A 16579-nucleotide genomic window follows, 5' to 3' on the forward strand; every position below is an offset into this window, starting at 1 on the left:
TCCTTAGAGTATCGGGGGGCGGGGGGCCGGGGGGGGGGGGGGCGGGGGGCGGGGCGGGGGGGGGGGGGCGGGGGGTGGGGGGGGGGGGGTTTTTGTTTGTGGGCGGGGGGGGCGGCCGGGGGGCCGCCGCCCCCGCGGCCCCAGCCGGTCCGGCCCTGAGCGCCGAAGACCAGAGCATCAGCTGGGTCTGGCCGGCCGCCGGCAAAGTCGTGGCCAGCTTCGACGAGGGCAAGAACAAGGGCCTGGACATCGCCGGCAAGGCGGGCCAGCAGGTCGTCGCGGCGGGCGCAGGAAAAGTGATGTACGCCGGCAGCGGCATCCGCGGATATGGTAATCTCGTTATTGTGAAGCACAGTAATAATTTGCTGTCGGCCTATGCGCACAACCGCACCATCCTGGTGAAGGAAGGGCAGACCGTCAGCAAGGGACAGATGATCGCGGAAATGGGCGACTCCGACACCGACTCCGTCAAGCTGCACTTTGAAATACGGCAGCAGGGCAAACCGGTGGATCCGTCCAAATTCCTGCCTAACCGCTAGCTGAGCTATGACACCTACGCCGCACGATCAGATGGATGACGACTCGCCGGAAGACTTCCGCGACGAGGCCAGCGACGATCTGAGCATCGATGCGGCGGAGGATAGCGATGCGCCCGAGTCGGGCGCGGTGATCGAAAGCGTCGACGAACTGAAAAAAGTGCTGGCGGCCGAACTGTCGACCGACACCACCCAGCACTACCTGAACCAGATCGGCACCCGGCCGCTGCTGACGGCCGAACAGGAAGTCCATTACGCCACGCTGGCCAAGGCCGGCGACTTCAGCGCGCGCCAGACCATGATCGAGCACAACCTGCGGCTGGTGGTGTCGATCGCCAAGCACTACATCAATCGCGGCGTGGTGCTGCTGGATATGATAGAAGAAGGCAACATCGGCCTGATGCGCGCCATCGACAAGTTCGAGCCCGAGCGCGGTTTCCGTTTTTCGACTTACGCCACCTGGTGGATACGCCAGAGCATCGAGCGCGCCATCATGAACCAGGCGCGGACGGTGCGGCTGCCGGTGCACATGGTGCGCGAGCTGAACCAGATCCTGCGCGGCAAATACCATCTCGAGGCGCAGCACCACAACGGCAAGGACGCCACCGCCGAAGACATCGCCGAACTGGTCGGCCGGCCGGTGGAAGAGGTGCAGGACATCCTGGCGCTGTCCGAGCACGCCACCTCGCTGGACGCGCCGCTGGACAACGATCCGCAATCGTCGCTGATGGACATGCTGCCCGGCGACAGCGACGACAGTCCCGACGCGCGCGCCGAGCACCACGAAATGACCCTGCTGGTGCGCGACTGGCTGACCAAGCTGCCGGACAAGCAGCGCATCGTCATCATGCGCCGTTTCGGCCTCGACAACGACGATCCGGCCACGCTGGAAACCCTGGCCGAAGAAATGGGCGTCACCCGCGAGCGCGTGCGCCAGATCCAGCAGGAGGCGCTGGTCAAACTGAAACGCGCGATGGCCGCGCGCGGCGTGGTCCGCGATTCCCTGCTGTAGATCCTCCCCGTTCTGCTATCATGTCGGCCCGGCTGAAGGCTGGCGCCTGCTATTTCCCATTCAATATTGAACGTTATGCAAGAAAACACCATCGACATCAAATCGCTCGACATGGACGCCCGCGGCGTCGGCCACATGCAGGACAATGAAGACGGTACGCCGGGCAAAGTGGTGTTCGTGGAAGGCGCCCTGCCGGGCGAGCGCGTCAGCTTCGAAACCTTCAAGAAAAAGAAGAACTGGGAAGCCGCGCGCATGACCGCGCTGCACCGCGAATCGTCGATGCGCGTGACGCCGAAATGCGTGCACTTCGATTACTGCGGCGGCTGCTCGATGCAGCACATCGAGCCGAGCGCCCAGGTCGCCATCAAGCAGCGCGTGCTGGAAGATAACCTGTGGCACATCGGCAAAGTCACCGCCGAAACCGTGATGCGCCCGATGTACGGCCCGACCTGGGGCTACCGCTACCGCGCGCGCCTGTCGGTGCGCTGGGTGGAAAAGAAGGGCACGGTGCTGGTCGGCTTCAAGGAAAAGAAATCGATCTACGTGGCCGACATCCAGAGCTGCCAGATCCTGCCCAAGCACGTGTCGGACATGCTGATGCCGCTGCGCGCGCTGGTCGGCTCGCTGACGCTGTACAACCAGATCCCGCAGATCGAACTGGCGATCGGCGAAGACGTCACCGCGCTGGTGCTGCGCATCATGGACGCGCTGACCGCCGACGACGAGGCCAAGATCAAGGCTTTCGCCGACCAGTACAAGGTGCAGTTCTGGCTTCAAACCAAGGGCCCGGAAACCGCCGCGCCGTTCTATCCGCTGGAACCGCAGCTGCACTACCTGCTGCCGGAATACGGCGTGCGCATGCCGTTCAAGCCGGTCGACTTCACCCAGGTGAACCACCACATCAACCGCGTGCTGGTGCACAAGGCGCTGCGTCTGCTGGACGTGCAGCCGGACGACCGCGTGGCCGACCTGTTCTGCGGCCTGGGCAACTTCACCCTGCCGCTGGCGACCTTGGCGCGCGAAGTGGTGGGGATCGAAGGCAGCCAGGCGCTGACCGACCGCTCGATGAGCAACGCCATCGCCAACGGCCTGGAAGGCAAGACCACCTTCTACAACCGCAACCTGTTCGAAGTGACGCCGGAAGACCTGATCGCGCTGGGGCGTTTCGACCGCATGCTGATCGACCCGCCGCGCGATGGCGCCATGGCCTTGTCGCTGGCGCTGGGCGAGCTGCGCAAGACCAACCCGGCGTTCCTGCCGAAGCGCATCGTCTACGTTTCGTGCAGCCCGTCGACGCTGGCGCGCGACGCCAACGTGCTGGTCAACCTCGCCGGCTACAAGCTGGACAAGGCCGGCGTGGTCAACATGTTCCCGCACACCTCGCACGTGGAGTCGATGGCGGTGTTCGACCTGGTCTGAAGATTCGGGGTCAGAGCCGGCATTCGTCGAATGTCGGCTCTGACCCCGATGTTTTTCTTCTAATATTATTGACTTCGCAGCAGGGCTGCGCAACACTGAGCTGATCAACATCAGTGTCCGGAGTTGGCATGCGCCTCCTGTCCCGTTTCATCGCGCTGGCTGCGTTCTGCGGCCTGCCGCTGGTCGTTCTGGCCGATACTTCCATCACCTCGTTTTCGCCTGCCGGCTCCGTCAAGGGCGTGCGCCAGGCGACGGCGCGCTTCAGCGCGCAGATGGTGCCGCTCGGCGATATGCGGCTCGGCGATCCGTTCACCATCGATTGCCCGGAGCAGGGCACGGGACGCTGGATCGATGGGCAGAACTGGAGCTACGATTTCGCCCGCGATCTGCCGGCCGGCGTCAGTTGCCGCTTCACGCTCAGGGACGATATCAAGGATCTGGCGGGCCAGCCGCTCAGCGGCGAGCGCAAATTTTCCTTTGATACCGGCGGCCCCGCCGTCGTCAACAGCGCGCCGCGCGAGGGGGCCTGGTCCATCGATGAACAGCAGATCTTTGTGCTGGCGCTGGACGCGCCGGCCAGCGATCAGACCATCAGCGAACATGCGTGGTGCCGCGCCGACGGCGTCAACGAAAAGATCGGCGTACGTGTGCTTGCCGGCGCGGAGCGTCAGCAGATCCTGGATCAGCGCAAGGAGTTCACCGAGCGTTATCTGTCGATTTACTTCCGCGCGCGCGGCGTGGTATGGCGCGCCCGCACGGCGGTCAACAACAAGCAGTTCGAGCGGCTGCCGCTGGCGGTGGTGCAGTGCAAGCGCAATCTGCCGGCCGGCGCGGAGATGGCGCTGGTGTGGGGCGCCGGCATCCAGGCCGACAGCGGCATCGCCACCAGCCAGGATCAAACACTGGCGTTCAAGACGCGTCCCGATTTCACGGCCCGCTTCGCCTGCGAACGCACGTCCAAGGACGGCGGCTGCATCCCGTTCCTGCCGATGCAGATCAGTTTCAGCGCGCCGGTCAAACGCGCGGATGCGCTGGCCGTCAGGATCACCGGTCCCGGCGCCAGGGTGTTTGCGCCATCCGTCAGGAAGTACGAAGAGAAGAACGATTATGTGCAGGGGCTGGAAGTCAAAGGCCCGTTCCCCGAAAATGCGAAATTCAGTTTGTCGATGCCGGCCAATCTGAAGGACGATGCCGGCCGCACGCTGGTCAACCGCCAGCGCTTCCCGATGACGGTGCGCACCGATGCGCAACCGCCGCTGGTCAAGTTCCCCGCGCGCTTCGGCATCATCGAGGCGAAAGGAGACAAGCTGCTGCCGGTCACGGTGCGCAATGTCGAAGCCAGGGTGGCCGGCGCGCGCGTCGATGGCGCAGCGCTGCGGGTCAACGACAGCACCGCTTCCACCGATCAGCAGGACCAGCAAATTCTGGCCTGGTTGCGCCGCATCAGCTCTCCCTACGGCTGGGAGCCCGCGCAGCAGTATTACCGCGACATGGCCAAGCCGCTGCTGGACGCCAAGGCCGGCAAGGTCGAACGCTTCACCATGCCCAAACCGGGCGGCGCCAAGGCGTTTGAGGTGATCGGTATCCCGCTGCGCAAGCCCGGCTTTTATCTGGTGGAGCTGGCCAGTCCCAAGCTGGGGGCGGGATTGGCGATGCGCGGTCCGGCCTATGTCAGTTCGGCGGCACTGGTGACCAATATGGTGGCGCATTTCAAGCTCGGTGGCGAATCGTCGCTGGTGTGGGTGACGTCGCTGGACCAGGGCAAGCCGGTGCCGCAGGCGCAGGTGGTGGTGCGCGATTGCGCCGGCAAGCAGCTTTGGCAGGGTATGACCGACAGCGGCGGCCTGGCGCACATCCGCCAGGAACTGCAGGATGCGAAATGCAAGGTGCCCGGCTATTTCGTCAGCGCGCGCCTCGGCAATGACATGACTTTCACCATGTCGGCCTGGGACAAGGGCATCGAAACCTGGCGCTTCAATCTGCCGACCGGTTACGCCGGCGCGGACCAGGTGATCGCCGCCACGGTATTCGACCGCACGCTGCTGCGCGCCGGCGAGACGGTGCACATGAAGCATTTCCTGCGCCGCCACGTGGAACAGGGCATCGCGCTGGCGCCGAATGAGCGCAAGGCCGATGCGGCCAGGTTGTTCATCCTGCACGAGGGCAGCGGCCAGAAATACGAGCTGCCGTTGACGTGGCAGGCCAACGGCTCGGCGGAAGACGACTGGAAGATACCGGCCGATGCGAAGCAAGGCTGGTATCAGGTGATGCTGGGCGGCCGTCAGTCGGGTCGCTTCCGGGTCGAGCAGTTCCGCGTGCCGACCATGAAGGCGCTGCTGCAAGGGCCGAAAACGCCGGCGGTGCAGGCGTCCTCGGTGGATCTGGACGTGCAGCTCAGCTACCTGTCCGGCGGCGGCGCGGGCGACGCGCCGGTGCAGCTGCGTACCGTGGTGGATGACCGCACCGTCAGCTTCGAGGATTACCCGGACTTCAGTTTCAGCACGGGCGATGTCAAGGTCGGCGTCGAACGGCGTGGCGGCTCCTTCGATGACGACGAGGGTACGTTCGACGAGGAGGCGGAAGGCGAGACAAAAGCGGCGCCAGGCGGCGTGAAGACGCGCAGCCTGGCGCTGGACAAGGCCGGCGGCGCACGCGTCACGCTGGACCAGCTGCCGACGGTGACCACGCCGCATGACCTGACCGCCGAGATGACCTATCAGGACGCCAACGGTGAAACGCTGTCCTCTTCGACCACGATACCGTTGTGGCCATCGAGCTATGTGATCGGCATTCAGCCGGATGGCTGGGTGATGAGCAAGGATGCGCTCAAGTTCGCGGTGGCGGTGCTGGACCTGCAGGGCAGGCCGGTGAAGGATGCGCCGGTGTCGGTCGACTTCTTCCAGCGCGAGTCGTACTCGCACCGCCGCCGCCTGATCGGCGGCTTCTACGCCTATGAAAACAGCAGCGAAGTCAAGGCGCTGGGCGCCGCCTGCGAGGGCAGGACAGACGCCAAAGGTCTGCTGGTCTGTCAGGTGAAGGCGCCAGCCGCCGGCAATCTGATCCTGCGTGCAAAAACGCAGGACGCACAGCAGCGCGTGGCAGTGACCAATCGCGAAACCTGGGTGGCCGATGGGCGCGACTGGTGGTTCTCCACCACCGACAATGACCGTATCGACGTGCTGCCGGAGAAAAAGCGCTACGAGCCGGGCGACACGGCCAGCTTCCAGGTGCGCATGCCGTTCCGTGAGGCTACCGCGCTGGTGACGGTGGAGCGCGAAGGCGTGATCGATGCGTATGTGCGTCCGCTCACCGGCAGCGAGCCGGTATTCACCATCCCGGTAAAAAAATCCTATGCGCCCAACGTGTACGTGTCGGTGCTGGTGGTCCGTGGCCGCGTCGACAGCGTGCAGCCGACGGCACTGGTCGATCTGGGCAAGCCGGCCTACAAGCTGGGGATCGCGCCACTGCGCGTGGGCTGGTCGGCCAATGAGCTGAAGGTGAAGGTCACGGCCGACAAGCCGGTATACAAGGTGCGCGAGCAGGCTTCCGTGCAGGTCAAGGTCACGCGGCCCGATGGTTCGGCGCCGCCGGCCGGCGCCGAGGTGGCGCTGGCGGCGGTCGATGTCGGTCTGCTGGAGCTGATGCCGAACACCAGCTGGGAGCTGTTGGAGGCGATGATGCAGCAGCGTACCCTGGACGTGAAGACGGCCACCGCACAGATGCAGGTGGTTGGCAAGCGCCACTTCGGCCGCAAGGCGGTACCGGCCGGCGGTGGCGGCGGCAAGAGCGCCGGCCGTGAGCTGTTCGATACGCTGCTGTTCTGGAAGGCGCGCGTGGCGCTGGATGCGAATGGCGAGGCCAGGGTACAAGTGCCGATCAACGATTCGCTGACCGCCTTCCGTATCGTCGCTGTCGCCAGCGCGCAGGCGGATTTGTTCGGCACCGGCCGCACCGAGGTGCGCAGCTCGCAGGATCTGATTCTGTTATCGGGACTGCCATCGCTGGTACGCGAGGGAGACCGCTACCGCGCCGGCTTCACGCTGCGCAATACCACGGATGCCGCGCTCAAGGCCACGCTCAATGCCAGCGCCGGCGGCAAGGCGCTGGCGGCGCAGACGGTGTCGCTGGAGCCGGGCCAGGCGCGCGAGGTGGGCTGGGATGTACAGGTGCCGCTGTCGGTCGGCACGCTGGCCTGGGATGTGGGCGCGACGGTGCAGGGCGGCGGTCCGGCATCGTCCGACCGGCTGAAGGTGACGCAGAAAGTGGCGCCGGCGGTGCCGGTGACGGTGATGCAGTCCACCTTGCTGCAGCTGGACCGCAAGCAGACCGTGCAAGTCAAGCTGCCCGACGACGCCGCGCCGGGACGCGGTGGCGTGCAGGTTCAATACAGTCCGACGCTGGGCGGCGAGCTGCCCGGCGTGATCGACTACATGCGCAAGTATCCGTATCGCTGCTTCGAACAGGTGGCATCGCGCTCGATCGCGCTGCATGACGAGGCGATGTGGAAGTCGGCGCTGGATACGCTGCCCGCGCATCTGGACGCGGATGGTCTGGTCAAGTATTTCGCTTCGATGGAGCAGGGCAGCGACACGCTGACGGCTTACGTGCTGTCGGCCGCCAACGCCGCCGGCTACGAGATTCCAGTGGCGCTGAAGGGCCGTATGGAATCGGGGCTGCTCGATTTCGTCAAGGGCAAGGTGGTGCGCTATTCGGCGCTGCCGACTTCCGATCTGGCGGTGCGCAAGGTCGCCGCGCTGGAAGCGCTGTCGCGCTCACGGCCGGTGATCGCCGCCGAGCTGGAGTCGTTCAGCGTGCAGCCGAATCTGTGGCCGACGTCCGCGGTGCTGGACTGGTATCAGATTCTTCAACGCTCGCCCAAGCTGCCGCAACATGATCGGCGGATCAAGGAGGCGGATCAGATCCTGCGCTCGCGACTGAATCTGCAGGGCACCACCATGACCTTCGCCACCGAGCGCACCGACGACTGGTGGTGGCTGATGTCCTCGGCCGACAGCAATGCCAACCGCCTGCTGCTGGTCATGGCCGATAATCCGGCCTGGAAGGAGGACATCGGCCGGCTGGCGCGCGGCGCGCTGGGACGTCAGAAGAAAGGACGCTGGGGCACGACGGTGGCCAACGCCTGGGGCGTGCTGGCGCTGGATCGCTTCTCGCAGCTGTTCGAAAGTGAAAAAGTCACCGGCACAGCCAGCGCCACGCTGGCCGACGCCAGCAAGAGCATCGCCTTCGGCGGCCAGCCGCCGGGCGGCACGGTCCTGCTGCCCTGGCCCCGCAATGGCGGCGGACAGCTGGAACTGGATCATGCAGGCGCCGGCAAGCCCTGGGCGACGATACAGACCATGGCCGCCGTGCCGTTGAAAACCCCGCTGTCCAGCGGCTACAAGATCGTCAAGACCGTCACGCCGGTGGAGCAGAAGGCCAGGGGCGTATGGTCGCGCGGCGACGTGTACCGCGTGCGACTGGATCTGGAGGCGCAGTCGGACATGACCTGGGTGGTGGTGGACGATCCGATTCCCGCCAGCGCGACGGTGCTGGGCTCGGGCCTCGGCAACGACTCGAAGATTCTCAGCAGCGGCGAGCGTGCCGCCGGCTGGACCTATCCGGCGTTCCAGGAGCGGACTTTCGAAAGCTTCCGTTCGTTCTATGAGTTCGTGCCGAAAGGTAAGTGGAGCGTCGAATACACGGTGCGGCTGAATAACGCCGGCCAGTTCGCCCTGCCGCCCACGCGGGTGGAAGCCATGTACAGCCCGGAGATGTTCGGCGCGTCGCCGAACGCACCCGTGACCGTGAAATGAGGCTGATCGTTCTTCTGCTGGCGCTGGCCGGCACCGCTGCCCACGCCGCGCCGACCTTCGAGGCCGTGCGCGCCGCTTATCGCAGTTCCGAGGCGCAGTTGCTGGACCGGCACGGTGAGCCGATCCAGTCGCTGCGTATCGATATGACGGTGCGGCGCTTGCCCTGGGTGGCGCTTAACGATATCTCGCCGGCGCTGCCGGCCGCCGTGCTGCAGGCGGAGGATCAGCGTTTCTACGAACATGGCGGCGTGGACTGGAGCGCGGCGGCCAAGGCGGCGTGGGACAATCTGTTTCGCACGCGTCCACGCGGTGCGTCGACCATCACCATGCAGTTGGCGGCCTTGCTGGATCCGGCATTGCAACCTTCCGCGAAGGGGCGCAACTGGGGACAGAAGTGGGATCAGGTCAAGGCCGCGCGCGAGCTCGATGCGCAGTGGAGCAAACAGCAGATCATGGAAGCGTATCTGAACCTGGTCTCCTATCGCGGTGAATTGCAGGGTGTGGGCGCGGCGGCGCGCGGCATGTTCGGCAAGGCGCCGTCGGGGCTGGACCTGAGCGAGTCGGTGATCCTGGCGGCGCTGCTGCGCGCACCTGCGGCGCAGCACAAAGCGGTGGCGCAGCGTGCCTGTGGTCTGGCGCACGAGCTGCAACTGCCTTCCACCTGCAGCGAGATACAGTTGCGTGTCGTTGTCGCCTTCAGCCGTCCGCAATTGGCGGGGAATCTGGCGCCGGCGCCTCAGGTGGCCCAGCGGCTGCTGGCGCGGGGTGGCGCGGCGGTGCGCAGCACGCTGGACGGGGACTTGCAGCGCTACGCGCAGACCATGCTGCGCCAGCACCTGGCGGCGCTGCAGGGGCGTAACGTCAATGATGGCGCGGTGATCGTGCTCGATAACGCCAGCGGCGAAATTCTCGCCTATGTCGGCAACGCGGGCGGCGGCGAGGTCGATGGCGTGACGGCGCCGCGCCAGGCTGGCTCCACGCTCAAACCGTTCCTGTACGAGCTGGCGCTGGAACGCAAGCAGCTGACAGCCGCCTCGCTGATGGACGATGCGGCGCTGGACATCTCCACACCATCCGGCATGTACGCGCCGCAGAACTACGACAAGGATTTCAAGGGCTACGTCAGCGCGCGCACCAGCCTGGCCAGTTCCCTCAACGTGCCGGCGGTGCGCGCGCTGATGACGACGGGGCTGGAGCGTTTTCACGAGCGTCTGCGCGAAGTGGGCTTGAGCACCCTGACGCAGCCGGCTGAATACTACGGTTATTCGCTGGCGCTGGGTTCCGCCGAGGTCTCGCTGCTGGAGCTGGCCAATGCTTACCGCGTGTTGGCCAATGGCGGCATGTACGGCGAGGCCAGACTGGTGCCGTCAACTGCCGCGGCATCCGTGGCGGCGCCGCAGCGCGTGCTCGATGCGCGGGCCAGCTTCATCGTCGGCGACATCCTGGCCGACCGGGCGGCGCGCAGTGTCACCTTCGGCCTGAAGAACGAACTGGCCACCACCTTCTGGGCGGCGGTCAAGACCGGCACCAGCAAGGACATGCGCGACAACTGGTGCATCGGCTATTCGGACCGCTACACGGTTGGCGTCTGGGTCGGTAACTTCGATGGGCAATCGATGTGGGATGTCTCCGGCGTCACCGGCGCGGCGCCGGTGTGGCGCGATGTGATGGACTATCTGCATCGCGGCCACCCGAGCCACGCGCCGAAGCCGCCGGCCGGCGTGGTGCGCCAGCAGATCGTCTATCAACCCGAAGTGGAGCCCAAGCGCAGCGAATGGTTCATCGCCGGCACGGAGAGCCCGGTGATCGCGCTGGTGGAGGATGCACGCCGCGTGCCGAAGATAGTCTATCCTGGCGAAGACGCCATCATCGCCATCGACCCGGATATCCCGGACAGCATCCAGCGCGTCTTCTTCCTGGCACAGGCGGGGCAGGGCCTGAGCTGGCAACTGGACGGCGAGGCGCTGGGCCAGGCCGGTACCAACTACGCCTGGCGCCCAGTGCCCGGCCGCCACCAGCTGGCCCTGATCGACGCCAACGACAAAGCCATCGCCACCACGCGCTTCCAGGTACGCGGGATAGCCAAACCGGTAGAATAATTTGAGACGACTATAATCGTTGCGACTATGATCTCGTCTTTTAAATGTATCGAAATCGCCGAGCGTACCTTTCAGTCGGAGCTCAGCGAAATCACCCCCTGGACCCAACGGGCGTCGTTGACCTGACAGATGTTTAACATGAAATCTACCGACATCGTAACGCCGAAGCTGTTTGGCAAGTCATTGCTCGGGCTGCCGGGCATGCGCGAATTCGCTATCGTCGCTGACGATGGCAATTGCTTGCGTAGCGGCCAAGTGGTGTGGATGCCATGAGAGCCGACCAAATACGCATCGTTCTGATCGGCGGACTGATTGCCGGCGCACTCGACATCATTTTCGCCATTTCGTTTGCCGCTTACAATGGCACCGCGCCATTGCAGCTGTTGCGTATTGTGGCCAGCGGCGCCTTTGGCAAACCTGCACTCCACGGCGGCGTGCCGATGGCGGTCTTCGGACTGGCGGCTCATTTCGGCTTGTCGCTGGCCTGGGCGCTGGGCTATTTTTTGTTGGCCCGTTTGATGCCGCGACTTGCTCACCATCCGGTGTTTTACGGCATTGCGTACGGCGTCATGGTGTTCCTGCTTATGCGGCTGGTCGTCTTGCCCGCGTCCGCGTTTCCGTTCCCGGTGCGCTTCAAGCCGCTCGCAACGGCGCTTGATATGTTGTCTCACATGTTTTTGTTTGGCCTCCCCATCGCCTTGGCCACACGTCGGGCGCTGATGCGCGGCCGCTAAAAAGGTGGATACACGAGGCCGGCTGCGCGGTTCGGTCAAGGTAGACGCACGCGCGTGACGACGGGAAAGTGGTCGGACGGATAGCGCGCATCGACCGAGTCGGTCAGCACCGCGTAGCGCAGCACCTGCCACTGCGGGCTGAGGAAGAGGTAGTCGATGCGTTCTTCGGCAGGCTTGCTGACGTCGAAGCCGTTGAAGGTGCCGGCCGGGCCATACGGCGGGGCCTTGCTGATGGCCCGCGCATCGCGCAGCCCGGCGCTGATGGTGGCATAGGCTTCGCTGTCCGGGGTGCTGTTGAAATCACCCATCACGATCAGCGGCAGAGCGCCCGCCAGTGCCCGGCCGCGCGCCAGCAGCAGGCGGGCCGATTCGCGCCGGGCCACCACGCCTTCGTGATCGAAGTGCGCATTCAGCACCACGAACGTGTGGCCGCTCGGCTTGTCGCGCAGGCGCGCCCAGGTGGCAATGCGCTTGCAGCAGCGCGCATCCCAGCCCATGCTCGGCTGCTCGGGCGTGGTGCTGAGCCAGAAATCGCCATGGTTTTCCAGCGCGAAACGCTCGCGCCGGTAGAAGATCGCCGAGTGCTCGCCCGCATCCTTGCCGTCGTCGCGGCCGACGCCGACCCGCGCATATTCGCTCAGCACATCCAGGTCGGCCAGCTGGCTGGACAAGCCTTCCTGCGTGCCCCACAGATCGAAGCCGTGGTAGCGCACCAGCGCGCGCATGGCGTCGCGCCGCGCCGGCCAGACGTTTTTGCCGTCATTGGGATTGTCGTAGCGCAGATTGTAGGTGGCGACGTTGAAATCGACCTGGGCGAAAGCCAGCGGAGTGAACAGCAGAAGCAGGGGCAGGATGAGGCGGCGCATGGAACTCCTGTCGAAAGATGGGCATAAAAAAGCCGGCGCAGAGGCCGGCTTCGGGGGAGTGCGGAATGCTTAGTCGCGGTTGCCGCCGAAGATGCCCAGCAGCGACAGCAGGTTGGCGAAGATGTTGTACAGGTCCAGGTAGATGCTCAGGGTGGCGCGGATGTAGTTGGTCTCGCCGCCGTTCACGATCTGCTGCACGTCATACAGGATGTAGGCCGAGAAGATGGCAATCGCCACCACCGAGATCACGATCGCCAGCGCCGGGATGCCCAGGAAGATGTTGGCGACCGAGGCCAGCAGCATCACCACCACGCCGGCGAACAGCCAGGTGCCCATGCCCGAGAAATCGCGCTTGGAGACGGTGGCCACCGAGGCCAGCACGGCGAACACCGTGGCCGTGCCGCCGAACGCGGCCATGATCAGGAAGCCGCCGTTCGAGAAACCGAGGATGCGCGACAGCAGCGGCGTCAGCCACAGGCCCATGAAGAAGGTGAAGCCCAGCAGCAGCGCCACGCCGACGCCGGAATCCTTGTTCTTCTCGATGCCCCAGATGAAGCCGAAGGCAATCGCCAGGAACAGCAGCGCCATCAATCCACCGTGCAGCGGCAGGTGCAGTGCCACGCCGAGCACCGCGCCGAAGACGGTCGGGACCATCGACAGGGCCAGCAGCCAGTAGGTATTGCGCAGCACATTGTGCTGCACCAATCGGCGGCTACCCGCCAGATCGTAGGTGTTTTGCATGTTGTTCATGTTGCCTCCAGTAAAGGAAAAATGTCTGCTACTCAGGGACAGCATAGCATGACGGCGTAAAGTTGCGCAAAAAATTGCCATAAAAGCACTTAATCCGCCCTTAAACTGCTTTCACTGCCGGCATTTCTAGCTTTATTGCAAGCTTATCCAGTGCCGTTTCTCGGAATATGGGGTGTTCTATGGTAAAATCAAAGGTTGATTGGATTATCAATTCTTGTTTTAAACCTTTCTTTTTATTGGAGTTTTTCAAATGGCAATCGAACGCACCCTGTCGATCATCAAACCAGACGCAGTTGCAAAAAACGTGATCGGCCAAATCTACAGCCGCTTCGAGAACGCTGGCCTGAAGATCGTTGCCGCTCAAATGAAGCAACTGTCGCGTGAAGATGCTGAAGGTTTCTACGCTGCTCACAAAGAGCGCGGCTTCTTCAAGGATCTGGTGGACTTCATGGTTTCGGGTCCAGTCATGATCCAGGTTCTGGAAGGCGAAAACGCCGTCCTGAAAAACCGCGAACTGATGGGCGCCACCGATCCGAAGAAGGCCGACAAAGGCACCATCCGTGCTGACTTCGCCGATTCGATCGACGCCAACGCCGTGCACGGTTCGGACGCCGTCGAAGCCGCACAAGTTGAAATCGCTTACTTCTTCGGTAAGTAATTAATGTAAGGATTCCGTTTCCGCGCCGCGGTGCGGAAACGGGATAAATGATTAGTACAGAATCGAGCCACACCATGAACGCACCCCTGACCAACTTGCTGGATTTCGATCCCGCGCAGCTCATCGCCTATTGCGCCGAGTTGGGGGAGAAGCCGTTCCGCGCCAAGCAACTGCAGCGCTGGATCCACCAATTCGGTGCGTCGGACTTCGACAGCATGACGGATCTGGCCAAGTCGCTGCGCGACAAACTGAAAACCCGCGCCCACATCGCCGCGCCGGCCATCATCAGCGATCATACGTCGGCCGACGGAACCCGCAAGTGGCTGGTCGATGTCGGCAACGGCAACGCGGTGGAAACCGTGTACATCCCGGAAGAAAACCGCGGCACGCTGTGCATCTCGACCCAGGCCGGCTGCGCGGTCAACTGCCGCTTCTGCTCGACCGGCAAGCAGGGCTTCAGCCGCAACCTCACCGTGGGCGAGATCATCGGCCAGCTGTGGATGGCCGAATTCGAACTGCGCCGCACCAAGGGCATCGAACCCGGCCCGAAAGGCGAACGCCAGATCACCAACGTGGTCATGATGGGCATGGGCGAGCCGCTGCTGAACTTCGACCCCACCGCCACCGCGCTGAAGCTGATGTTGGACGATAACGCCTACGGCCTGTCGCGCCGCCGCGTGACCCTGTCCACCTCGGGCGTGGTGCCGATGATGGACAAGCTGGCGCAGGAAGTGCCGGTGGCGCTGGCCGTCTCGCTGCACGCGTCGAACGACGAACTGCGCAACGGCCTGATCCCGCTGAACAGGAAATACCCGCTGAAGGAGTTGATGGCGGCCTGCAAGCGCTACCTGGAATTCGCCCCACGCGATTTCATCACCTTCGAATACTGCATGCTGGACGGCGTCAACGACACCGACGAGCATGCGCGCGAGCTGGTGGCGCTGGTGCAGCATCCCGAATTCGGCGTGAACTGCAAATTCAACCTGATTCCGTTCAACCCCTTCCCGGAATCGGGTCTGCTGCGCTCGAAGAACCCGCGCATCAAGGCCTTCGCGCAGATCCTGGTCGATGCCGGCATCGTCACCACCATCCGCAAGACGCGCGGCGACGATATCGACGCCGCCTGCGGCCAGCTGGCCGGCGAGGTGCAGGACCGGACCAAGGTACAGCAGCGCATGGAGAAAATGGCTGAGTACCAGAACAAGTTCGGCGCCAATTTCGGCAAGATCGTGGAGATTCGTTCCTGATGACCGTCCTGGCGCAGCGCAGCCGGCTCAGTCTCGCCGCAGTGTATGCGGTGACGGCGCTGGCGGCGTGCGCCCCGGCGCCACCGGCCAAACAGGCGGAGCTGCCGACCGCGTCCGATCAGACCGCCGTGCAGCGCAAGGTCGGCATCCGCATGCAGCTGGCGGTGGGCTATTTCGAGCAGAACCAGTACGCCACCGCGCTGGACGAAGTGAAGCTGGCGCTGGCGGCCGATCCGGAGTATGCGGACGCCTACGGCATGCGCGGCCTGATCTACCAGCAGATGGGCGAGACCGCGCTGGCGGACGACAACTTCCAGCGCGCGCGCAAGCTGGCGCCGAACAATCCGGACCTGGCCAACAATTATGGCTCCTTCCTGTGCCAGGGCGGCCGGGTCAAGGAGGCGCTGCCGCTGTTCGACGCGGCCCTGAGCAACCGGAGTTACCGTTCGCCGGCCAGTGCCGCGAACAACGCCGGCGCCTGCGCTTTGAAGATCAAGGATTACGCCAGCGCGGAGCGTTATCTGCTGCAAGCCTTGCAGTTGACGCCCGACCTGCCGGCCACCAACGCCAATCTGGCGAAGCTGTATGCGGAAAAGCGCGATTACGTGCGCGCCAATTTTTTCGTCAGCCGGTTGAACAAGGTGGCAAAGATGGAGAGCCTGACGGCCGATGTGCTGTGGCTCGCGATTAAGGTGCAGCATCAGCTGGGCGACCGGGATGCGGAAGCGGCGTGGGCGACGCAGTTGCGGCGCCACCATCCCGGCTCGGCTGAATATGCTGCTTATCAACGTGGGGCGTTTGATGAGTGAAACAGGGGTACCAATGAATTCTGAGTGGGCGGAACCGCCGCAGGAGCAGGGCAGCACCGCTAAAAAGGCCGCACCCGGCGAACTGCTGGCGCGGCAGCGCGAAGCCATGGGTTTGACCGTCGAGCAGATTTCCGACCAGATCAAGCTGGCGCCGCGCCAGGTGAAGGCGTTGGAAGCGGGCGATTACGACGCGCTGCCCAACATGGCGGTCACGCGCGGTTTCGTGCGCGCCTATGCCAAGGCGTTGAAGATGGACCCGGCCCCGCTGGTCGCGATGATCGAAGTGGCCGCTCCGCCCAGCCCCGAGGTGGTGGTGCCGCGCAAGGATATCTCGGCCTCGTTCTCGGAGTCGCGCTTCCCGTCGATGACGGAGCGCTCGTCGCGTCCGGCCGGCTGGCTGATCGGCCTGGGCGTGGTGGTGGTACTGGCCGGCGCCGGCGCGTACGCTTATCAGAGCGGACTGATTCCGGCCTCGCTGTTCGAGCGCAAGGAAGCCGGCGCGGACGCGAGCAAGCCGGCCGACGCCGCCAGCGACGGCACGCTGACCAAGGCCGGCGAGGAAGCCGCGCCGTCGACGCTGCAGCAGCCGAATGTGCCGCTGGTGTCGGTGCCGCCGCAGGGCGAGCAAGCCGGCGC

General features: G+C 64.5%; 13 protein-coding genes. 11 read left to right on the forward strand and 2 right to left on the reverse strand.

Annotated elements, in window-relative coordinates:
* The 7 genes from E4L98_RS18845 to E4L98_RS18870 all read left to right on the forward strand — a co-directional run.
* Positions 1-539, forward strand: a 539-nt coding sequence (locus E4L98_RS18845) for a peptidoglycan DD-metalloendopeptidase family protein (protein ID WP_167761377.1), incomplete at its 5' end; no start/stop codon positions are given.
* 7 nt (positions 540-546) lie between these two features.
* Positions 547-1548 (forward strand): RNA polymerase sigma factor RpoS, encoded by a 1002-nt coding sequence (rpoS, locus tag E4L98_RS18850; RefSeq protein ID WP_135203089.1) that lies wholly within the window; start codon positions 547-549, stop codon positions 1546-1548.
* A 75-nt stretch (positions 1549-1623) separates the two neighbouring features.
* Entirely contained in the window at positions 1624-2967 is a 1344-nt protein-coding gene (gene rlmD / locus E4L98_RS18855) for a 23S rRNA (uracil(1939)-C(5))-methyltransferase RlmD (protein ID WP_135203090.1), read from the forward strand.
* A gap of 128 nt (positions 2968-3095) precedes the next feature.
* Positions 3096-8780, forward strand: coding sequence for an alpha-2-macroglobulin family protein (locus tag E4L98_RS18860; protein ID WP_135203091.1), 5685 nt, complete (start codon positions 3096-3098; stop codon positions 8778-8780).
* Complete coding sequence (pbpC, locus tag E4L98_RS18865) at positions 8777-10879, forward strand: penicillin-binding protein 1C (RefSeq protein ID WP_135203092.1); 2103 nt, start codon at positions 8777-8779, stop codon at positions 10877-10879. Before E4L98_RS18860 ends, pbpC begins: the two co-directional genes overlap by 4 nt.
* 138 nt (positions 10880-11017) lie before the next feature.
* Positions 11018-11152: a hypothetical protein gene (locus E4L98_RS31080; RefSeq protein WP_267874920.1), complete on the forward strand. Its 135-nt coding sequence runs from the start codon at positions 11018-11020 to the stop codon at positions 11150-11152.
* On the forward strand, positions 11149-11613 hold the full coding sequence (locus E4L98_RS18870) for a hypothetical protein (RefSeq protein ID WP_135203093.1): 465 nt from the start codon (positions 11149-11151) through the stop codon (positions 11611-11613). The genes E4L98_RS31080 and E4L98_RS18870 overlap by 4 nt, the downstream gene beginning before the upstream one ends.
* A 35-nt stretch (positions 11614-11648) precedes the next feature.
* Here E4L98_RS18870 and E4L98_RS18875 read toward each other — a convergent pair whose 3' ends face one another.
* Together E4L98_RS18875 and E4L98_RS18880 are read right to left on the reverse strand one after the other, a co-directional pair.
* On the reverse strand, positions 11649-12479 hold the full coding sequence (locus E4L98_RS18875) for an endonuclease/exonuclease/phosphatase family protein (RefSeq protein ID WP_135203094.1): 831 nt from the start codon (positions 12477-12479) through the stop codon (positions 11649-11651).
* 69 nt (positions 12480-12548) lie between these two features.
* On the reverse strand, positions 12549-13229 hold the full coding sequence (locus tag E4L98_RS18880) for a Bax inhibitor-1/YccA family protein (protein ID WP_135203095.1): 681 nt from the start codon (positions 13227-13229) through the stop codon (positions 12549-12551).
* A 250-nt stretch (positions 13230-13479) separates the two neighbouring features.
* On the opposite strand from E4L98_RS18880, the gene ndk reads away from it, so the two are divergent.
* From ndk to E4L98_RS18900, 4 genes are all read left to right on the forward strand, one after another.
* On the forward strand, positions 13480-13887 hold the full coding sequence (ndk, locus tag E4L98_RS18885) for a nucleoside-diphosphate kinase (protein ID WP_135203096.1): 408 nt from the start codon (positions 13480-13482) through the stop codon (positions 13885-13887).
* Positions 13888-13961: 74 nt separating this feature from the next.
* Positions 13962-15134, forward strand: a complete 1173-nt coding sequence (rlmN, locus tag E4L98_RS18890; RefSeq protein WP_135203097.1) for a dual-specificity RNA methyltransferase RlmN — start codon at positions 13962-13964, stop codon at positions 15132-15134.
* On the forward strand, positions 15134-15943 hold the full coding sequence (gene pilW, locus E4L98_RS18895; protein ID WP_135203098.1) for a type IV pilus biogenesis/stability protein PilW: 810 nt from the start codon (positions 15134-15136) through the stop codon (positions 15941-15943). The genes rlmN and pilW overlap by 1 nt, the downstream gene beginning before the upstream one ends.
* Positions 15944-15956: 13 nt before the next feature.
* On the forward strand, positions 15957-16579 hold a 623-nt coding region (locus tag E4L98_RS18900; RefSeq protein WP_205746777.1), incomplete at its 3' end, for a helix-turn-helix domain-containing protein.

Origin of the sequence: Duganella callida (assembly GCF_004614165.1) — a bacterium.
Taxonomy (GTDB): domain Bacteria; phylum Pseudomonadota; class Gammaproteobacteria; order Burkholderiales; family Burkholderiaceae_D; genus Rugamonas; species Rugamonas callida.

Excerpts from the sequence above, each read along its gene's own strand:
- rlmN (WP_135203097.1), top strand. The coding sequence starts at position 13,962 with ATGAACGCACCCCTGACCAACTTGCTGGATTTCGATCCCGCGCAGCTC.
- E4L98_RS18860 (WP_135203091.1), top strand. The coding sequence starts at position 3,096 with ATGCGCCTCCTGTCCCGTTTCATCGCGCTGGCTGCGTTCTGCGGCCTG.
- rpoS (WP_135203089.1), top strand. The coding sequence starts at position 547 with ATGACACCTACGCCGCACGATCAGATGGATGACGACTCGCCGGAAGAC.
- pbpC (WP_135203092.1), top strand. The coding sequence starts at position 8,777 with ATGAGGCTGATCGTTCTTCTGCTGGCGCTGGCCGGCACCGCTGCCCAC.
- ndk (WP_135203096.1), top strand. The coding sequence starts at position 13,480 with ATGGCAATCGAACGCACCCTGTCGATCATCAAACCAGACGCAGTTGCA.
- rlmD (WP_135203090.1), top strand. The coding sequence starts at position 1,624 with ATGCAAGAAAACACCATCGACATCAAATCGCTCGACATGGACGCCCGC.
- E4L98_RS18880 (WP_135203095.1), bottom strand. The coding sequence starts at position 13,229 with ATGAACAACATGCAAAACACCTACGATCTGGCGGGTAGCCGCCGATTG.
- E4L98_RS18875 (WP_135203094.1), bottom strand. The coding sequence starts at position 12,479 with ATGCGCCGCCTCATCCTGCCCCTGCTTCTGCTGTTCACTCCGCTGGCT.
- E4L98_RS18870 (WP_135203093.1), top strand. The coding sequence starts at position 11,149 with ATGAGAGCCGACCAAATACGCATCGTTCTGATCGGCGGACTGATTGCC.
- E4L98_RS31080 (WP_267874920.1), top strand. The coding sequence starts at position 11,018 with ATGAAATCTACCGACATCGTAACGCCGAAGCTGTTTGGCAAGTCATTG.
- pilW (WP_135203098.1), top strand. The coding sequence starts at position 15,134 with ATGACCGTCCTGGCGCAGCGCAGCCGGCTCAGTCTCGCCGCAGTGTAT.